The sequence below is a fragment of the Sinomonas sp. RB5 genome, from assembly GCF_054063535.1.
In genome coordinates this window covers 1-6,755 of the sequence record NZ_JBSSGJ010000029.1, presented here as the reverse complement: position 1 = coordinate 6,755, position 6,755 = coordinate 1, and the positions used below count along the sequence as shown (strand labels likewise).

The following is a 6,755-nucleotide window of genomic DNA, read 5'->3' as shown; positions in this document are numbered from 1 at the left end:
CCCCGGGCCGCCCTCCGCGCGTGGGCCCCGGGCCCCCCGGGCCCCGCGGCGCCGGGGGGGCCCCCCCCGGGGGGCCCCCCCCCCCCCCCCGGGGGCCCCCCCCCGGGGGCCCCCCCGCCGCCGGTGTCTGTGCTCGCCCTTCTCTTGGTGCCTGTCAGCCGATGACGGCCTTGAGCCGTCCCGAACGCCACAGCCACAGCGCGGCGGCGGCGAACGCGACCAGGGCCGCGGCGAAGGTCCCGACGCCGAACCAGAAGTCGGTGGGCAGCAGGAGCATGAGGGCGCAGACGGCGACGCTCACCACCAAGCCGAGGACCATGATCCGCGCGTCCATCAGATGGCGGCCGTGGCGCCGCGCCGCGGCCATGTAGGCCAGGCCCAGCAGGACGAAGGCCAGCACCTTGGTGGCCCCCACCCAGAACAGGCTCCCCGTCGCGGCGGGGATCAGCATGACCGCCAGATCGAGGATGGCAACGGCCGGGGTGACCAGCGCCATGAGGCGGGTGCGGCCGATGGCCACGAGCTGGGTCGTGCCGAGCAGGAAGACGATGTAGCCCATGGCCATGGCCGGCATGATCCGGGCGAGCTGGAGCTGCTCGACGGTCGGGTCGTGCGCGAGGATGTTGGCGGCCAGCACGGCGGACGCGCTCGCGGCGACCGCGAGGGCCACGCCGACGGCGACCCCCTCGACCATGATGCGGCGCACGGCGCCCTTCGCGTCGTCCCCGCGGTGCGCGAGGATGGCCGTCTCCCACACGTTGGCGAGGGCCATGATCACGGCGAGGGGCCCGAGGGCCATGGGCAGCATGGCCCCGTACTTGCCGTAGAACGCCGGCCCGTGGAGGGCGGTGAGGATGAACGACTCGCCCTGGAGCATGAGCACGAGCGCGACGCTGTGGGGGAGCATCGGCGCCGAGGTCCGCAGCGCCGAGCCCACCAGTCCCGGGAAGGCGAAGGGCCGGCCCGGCTTCGAGGCGATCAAGCTGGCGGCCGAGGTGAGGGCGACGACGACGGCGAAGGCGCCCATGTACGCCGCGGCGCTGCGCGAGACGAACAGGACGGCGGCGAGGCCCGCGAGGTGGCCGAGCGTCTGGGCGCCGATGGTGATCCCGACGAAGGCCATGGCCCGGTGCTGCGCCCGCAGGACGGAGAGGCACATCTGGATTCCGCCCAGCAGCCCGACCACCGCCAGCGCGATCACCGTGGAGAGGTTGTCGGCGAGTCGCCCGGCCGCGGCGGCCAGCGCGACGGCGACGCCGACGCCGAGCACGCCCAGGCCGGCGCTCTGCAGGATGCCGAAGCCGGACAGCGACGCCGCCTTGCGCGGGCCGTCGGGGCCGTCGAAGTAGGCGCGGGTGATGATGAGCGGCAGGCCCACGAGGATGACGATCAGGGCGACGGACACGAGCGAGATCGAGAACGAGACCCGGCCCCACTGCTCAGGGTCGAGGGTCCGCTGCACGAACGGCTGGGTGATCAGCGGACCCGCGCCCTGGGCGACGGCGGCGAGGAGGTACAGGAACCGGTGGCTGGCCGGCGCAGCCGCGACGGCCACCGCCTGCTCGGGCTGCCGGCTCATGCCCCGAGCTCGTACTGGCGGCGGATGTAGGACCGGTACGCCGTCGCGTAGAGGCCCGGTGCCACCCGCGCTGCGACGGCCGAGGCGGCGATGACGGGCGCGCACACGAACACGTCCGGCAGGTCCCGCAGCCGGACCTTGTCCCGCAGGACGGCAGAGAGGGCCGCCACGGTCTGCCCGTCGGCACCGCCGGCGAGGGCTCCGGAGAGCACGACCACCGCGAGCGTGGCCCGCATGCAGCGCCAGGACCGCTGCGAGACGAGGGGGGCCACCTCCGGGTTGAGGCCGTCGCGCAGGAACGCTTCGGTGTCCGTGACGAAGTCGGCGGTGAGCTTCTGCGACCACGTGGTCGAGGCAGCGTCGACGTAGTAGGCGTAGACCGGGGTGGCGCTGAACCTCACCGCGGTGCTGTAGGAATAGGCCGCCGCGTTGAAGATGATGTCCTCGTAGCGCCGGATGTCCTCGCGGTGCTGGACGGCATCGAACAGGCGCCGGCGGTAGAGCTTGCCGTGGTTGTAGTTCCAGATGCGCTCCTGCAGGAGCGCCTCGACCGCTTCGAGGCCGGTGAGCGTGCCCGTCACGCGGTCGGGCCGGACACTCTCGCGCCCGCTGGCCAGCTTGGCCACGTGGGCTCCGGCGGCGACGTCGACCGCCGGGTCCGCCGCGAGCGCGAGGAGGTGGTCCAGCGCGAGGGGGAGCAGCTCGTCGTCGCTGTCGAGGAAGCCCACGAACTCGCCCGTGGACGCGGCGACGCCGGCGTTGCGCGCAGCGCTGGGGCCGGAGTTGGCCTGGAGGGAGACCAGCCGGATGCGCTGATCGCCGGTGGCCCTGATGTAGTCGCGGACGGCCTGCGCGCCCCCGTCCGTGGAGCAGTCGTCGACGACCACGGCCTCCCAGCCGCCGAAGGTCTGCGCGCGGACACTGTCGAGGGCCCGGCCGATCACTGCGGCGCCGTTGTACAGCGGGATGACGAGGCTCACTCGGGGCGTGGGCGCTGGGCTGGTCACGGTGCTCCCATGGTCGGAACGGACATCGGCTGGTCGGTGCGCGAATGGCGCACCGACCAGCCTACCCGCTCAGGAGTACCCGTTCAGGAGTAGGCGACGACGGCCCCTCCGGTCGCGGTCCAGCTGATCGTCCCGCCCTGGTACTTCTGGTAGCACGAGCTCGACGACGAGCAGATCTCCCCGGTCGTGGGGTAGCCCAGCCGGCTGTTCTGGAACCCGAGGTTCGCCCACGCCGTGCGGATCGCCCCCCACGTGCTCAGCTGCGCGCCGGTGGCGGGGCTCCAGACGATGCCGCCGCCCTGGAACATCTGGTAGCAGCCGCCGTTGAGCAGTCCGCAGGTGTCGCCGCTCGAGGTCGGGTAGCCCATCCGCCCGTCCTGGAAGCCGGTCGCGGCCCACGCGTTGCGGATGGCGCCCCAGGTGCTCAGCTGCGCGCCGGTGGCGGGGCTGTAGTTGATGCCGCCGCCCTGGAACATCTGGTAGCAGCCGCCGTTGACCTGGCCGCAGATCTTCCCGGTGGTCGGGTAGCCCAGGATGCCGTTCTCGAAGCCGTTGGCCCCCCACGCGTTGCGGATGGGGCCGTACAGGCTCAGCTGGGCCCCGGTGGTGGGGCTGTAGTTGATGCCGCCGCCTTGGAACATCTGGTAGCAGCCGCCGTTGACCTGGCCGCAGATCTTCCCGGTGGTGGGGTAGCCGAGGGGGCCGTTCTCGAAGCCGCTGGCGCCCCAGGCATCGCGGATGGGGCCGTAGATGCTCAGCTGGGCTCCGGTCGCCGACGTCCAGTTGATGCCGCCGCCCTGGAACATCTGGTAGCAGCCGCCGTTGAGCTGGCCGCAGATCTTGCCGGTGGTCGGGTAGCCGAGGATGCCCCGCTCGAAGCCGTTCGCGCCCCACGCATCACGGATCGGCCCGTACAGGCTCAGCTGGGCGCCGGTGGCCGGGCTGTAGCTGATGGCTCCGCCCTGGAACATCTGGTAGCAGCCGCCATTGAGCTGCCCGCACGTCTGGTCAGTGGTGGGATAGCCGAGGGCGCCGTTCTCATAGCCGCTGTTGGCCCAGGCCGTGCGGACCGGTCCGTAGTAGGTGGGCCGTGCCCCCGTGGCGGAGCTCCAGTTGAGCGCCCCATTCTGGAAGAACTGGTAACAGCCGCCGTTCTTCAGTCCGCACGCGATCCCTGAGGTCTGGCCGCCCAGGCCCGTGTAGGCGCTGGCTGCCGCTCCCATCGACGCGCTCGGATCGGTGTCGCCGTAGGTCGCGAAGCGCTGGAGCCCCGAGTAGTCGCCGTTCCAGACGTTGGAGTCGCCGGGGTACGGCCCGCTCGAGCTGTACTGCCAGACGCTGAAGTTGCCCCAGCTCGCGGGCAGGGTGCCCGGTCCCGAGGTGTTGTACGCGGCGATCCACAGCGGGTTGTTCGAGAAGCCTGCGGAGTTCCCGGTGCAGCGGGACCACCAGTCGCTCGTGGAGTAGATCATCGGCCGGCGGCCGGTGAGGTTCAGGACGGTGTTCGAGAAGTCGTTGATCCACCCGACCATCTGGGAGGCGTTCATGCTGTAGCACGTGTCGCCCATGTAGACGCCGTTGATGGTCTGGCCCGCATACGGGTTGTACTCGATGTCGAGCACGGGAGGCAGGGTGATGCCGTCGGGCGTCCAGCCGCCGCCGTTGCTGACGAAGTAGTTGGCCTGGTCCGCGCCGGAGGACCAGTTGGGGATCGCGAAGTGGTACGCGCCGCGGATCATGCCGGCGCTCTGGGATCCGAAGTACTGCGAGGAGAACTGGCTGTTGGTGTAGTAGTTGCCCTCCGACGCCTTCACGTAGGCGAACCGGACGCCCTGGCTGTACATGCTGCCCCAGTCGAGGCTCGACTGGTAGGCGCTGACGTCGACGCCGGAGATCCCCCAGGAGGGCTGCCATGCTCCGGGGAGCAGGCTCGGCACGCCCATGCCGCGGGCGTTGTTCCCGCCCTTGTTCTTTGACTGCGGGTTGGCCTGCCCCATCTTGGCCCCGGGCCCGATCAGGGACCGCATGGCGGCCCGCGCCGATGGATCCTTGCCCGCGTCCTCGGGATCGCGGGTGCCGGGCTTTGTGGGCGGGACGGACGACGGCGCGGGGCTGGGCACGACCGACGGCGGCGCCGAGGGCGTCGCGCCGGTCCCGGACGACGGCGCGGTCTGGGCCGGCGCTGTGGAGGCCGGGCTGGGCGTGGCGGGCGAGGTCGGCTGCGCGTTGTCGGCGAGTGCCGGCTGGAGCGGGCCGAGAAGGAATCCGACGGCGAGGACTGCGCTCGCGGCGGTCGCCGGGAGGACCCGGTTCCGGCGGCTGGTCCACAACGTGTGCAGCATGACTATCTCCAAGAGCTTCAGGAGTCCAGGACTCCGGGGCGCTCGGCGAGCCTAACACAGATGTGGTTGAAGTGAATTGCGTGGCCAGTGTGAATAATGATAGTGCAGATAACTCTGCGTCCTCGGGCCGCGGGCGGGAGCCGGTGGTCAGCCGCCCAGGAGGCCGAGGAGGTAGGCACCGTATCCGCTCTTGGCGAGTTTGGTGGCGCGGGCGCGGAGTTCGTCGTCGGTGAGGAAGCCCTGGCGCCAGGCGATCTCTTCGGGGGCGCCGATCTTGAGTCCTTGGCGGTTCTCGATGGTGCGGATGAAGTTGGAGGCGTCGTTGAGGTCGGCGAAGGTCCCGGTGTCCAGCCATGCGGTGCCGCGGGGGAGGACCTCGACCTGGAGGGTTCCGGCGTCGAGGTAGGTGCGGTTGACGTCGGTGATCTCGAGCTCGCCGCGGGCGGAGGGCCTGAGGGACTTGGCGATGGCGACGACGTCGTTGTCGTAGAAGTAGAGCCCGGGGACGGCGTAGTTGGACTTGGGGGAGGCGGGCTTCTCCTCGAGCGAGACTGCGCGCCCGGTGTGGTCGAATTCGACGACGCCGTAGGCGCTGGGGTCCTTGACCCAGTAGCCGAAGACGGCTGCGCCGTCGATGTCCTGGTGGCGGCGCAGCTGGGTGCCCATGCCGGGGCCGTAGAAGATGTTGTCGCCGAGCACGAGGGCGACGGTGTCGTTGCCGATGTGGTCCTCGCCGAGGAGGAAGGCCTGGGCGAGGCCGTCGGGGGAGGGCTGCTGGACGTAGGTGATCGAGACCCCGAAGTCGGCCCCGTCGCCGAGGAGCCGGCGGAAGTGCGCGGCGTCGTCGGGGGTGGTGATGACGAGGATGTCCCGGATTCCTGCCAGCAGGAGGGTGGAGAGCGGGTAGTAGATCATGGGCTTGTCGTAGACGGGGACAAGCTGCTTGCTGACGCCGAGCGTGATGGGGTGGAGTCTGGACCCTGTTCCCCCGGCCAGGATGATTCCCTTCATGGGGGACATCATGTCTGTTCCTGCGGGCTTTCCCAACCGTTAGATTCATTTCATGCGATTGCTCGTCACTGGGGGTGCCGGTTTTATCGGCTCGAACTTCGTCCACTTTGTTCTGCGGCACACGGATTATGACGTGACGGTGCTGGACAAGCTCACGTATGCGGGGAATCTGGATTCGCTCCGGGGTCTGCCGGGGGCGCGTTTCCGCTTCGTCAGGGGCGACATCGCGGATGCTGCGCTGGTCGAGGAGCTCGTCGGGTCGGTCGACGCGGTGGTGCATTACGCGGCGGAGAGCCACAATGACAATTCGCTCCATGATCCGAGGCCGTTCCTCGAGACCAACATCATCGGCACGTACACGCTGATCGAGGCCGCGCGGCGGCACGGGACGCGGTTCCACCACATCTCCACCGACGAGGTGTACGGCGACCTGGCCCTGGAGGACGCGGAGCGGTTCACCGAGCAGACGCCCTACAACCCCTCGAGCCCGTACTCGTCCACGAAGGCCGGCTCGGACCTGCTGGTGCGGGCCTGGGTGCGCTCCTTCGGCCTGCAGGCGACGATCAGCAACTGCTCGAACAACTACGGCCCGTACCAGCATGTGGAGAAGTTCATCCCGCGCCAGATCACCAACGTGATCGACGGGGTGCGGCCCAAGCTCTACGGCGAGGGCCGGAACGTGCGCGACTGGATCCACGCGGACGACCACTCCTCCGCGGTCCTGGCCATCCTGGAGAGGGGCCGGATCGGGCAGACCTACCTCATCGGGGCCGACGGTGAGAAGGACAACAGGAGCGTCGTGGAGCTGATCCTGAA

Annotated in this window: 5 protein-coding genes; 1 reads left to right on the top strand and 4 read right to left on the bottom strand. The window is 70.1% G+C overall.

Going from position 1 to position 6,755, the window contains the following annotated elements; translation table 11 throughout:
* Positions 1-154: 154 nt before the first annotated feature.
* The 4 genes from ACVWWH_RS20045 to rfbA form a co-directional block, all read right to left on the bottom strand.
* Positions 155-1,579 (bottom strand): lipopolysaccharide biosynthesis protein, encoded by a 1,425-nt coding sequence (locus ACVWWH_RS20045; RefSeq protein ID WP_066498721.1) that lies wholly within the window; start codon positions 1,577-1,579, stop codon positions 155-157.
* Positions 1,576-2,586, bottom strand: coding sequence for a glycosyltransferase family 2 protein (locus ACVWWH_RS20040; RefSeq protein ID WP_457317786.1), 1,011 nt, complete (start codon positions 2,584-2,586; stop codon positions 1,576-1,578). The genes ACVWWH_RS20045 and ACVWWH_RS20040 overlap by 4 nt, the downstream gene beginning before the upstream one ends.
* Positions 2,587-2,669: 83 nt before the next feature.
* The gene (locus tag ACVWWH_RS20035) at positions 2,670-4,928 is read right to left on the bottom strand and encodes a GH25 family lysozyme (RefSeq protein WP_457317785.1); all 2,259 of its coding nucleotides are present in this window, start codon (positions 4,926-4,928) and stop codon (positions 2,670-2,672) included.
* Positions 4,929-5,075: 147 nt separating this feature from the next.
* Complete coding sequence (gene rfbA / locus ACVWWH_RS20030) at positions 5,076-5,939, bottom strand: glucose-1-phosphate thymidylyltransferase RfbA (RefSeq protein ID WP_457317784.1); 864 nt, start codon at positions 5,937-5,939, stop codon at positions 5,076-5,078.
* 52 nt (positions 5,940-5,991) lie between these two features.
* Between rfbA and rfbB the strand changes: the two genes are divergently transcribed.
* A partial coding sequence (gene rfbB, locus ACVWWH_RS20025) for a dTDP-glucose 4,6-dehydratase (protein ID WP_457317783.1) occupies positions 5,992-6,755 on the top strand: 764 nt, incomplete at its 3' end.

Bases quoted from the DNA above. Each gene is read 5' to 3' on its own strand.
- rfbA (WP_457317784.1), bottom strand. From the start codon at position 5,939: ATGAAGGGAATCATCCTGGCCGGGGGAACAGGGTCCAGACTCCACCCC.
- ACVWWH_RS20045 (WP_066498721.1), bottom strand. From the start codon at position 1,579: ATGAGCCGGCAGCCCGAGCAGGCGGTGGCCGTCGCGGCTGCGCCGGCC.
- ACVWWH_RS20035 (WP_457317785.1), bottom strand. From the start codon at position 4,928: ATGCTGCACACGTTGTGGACCAGCCGCCGGAACCGGGTCCTCCCGGCG.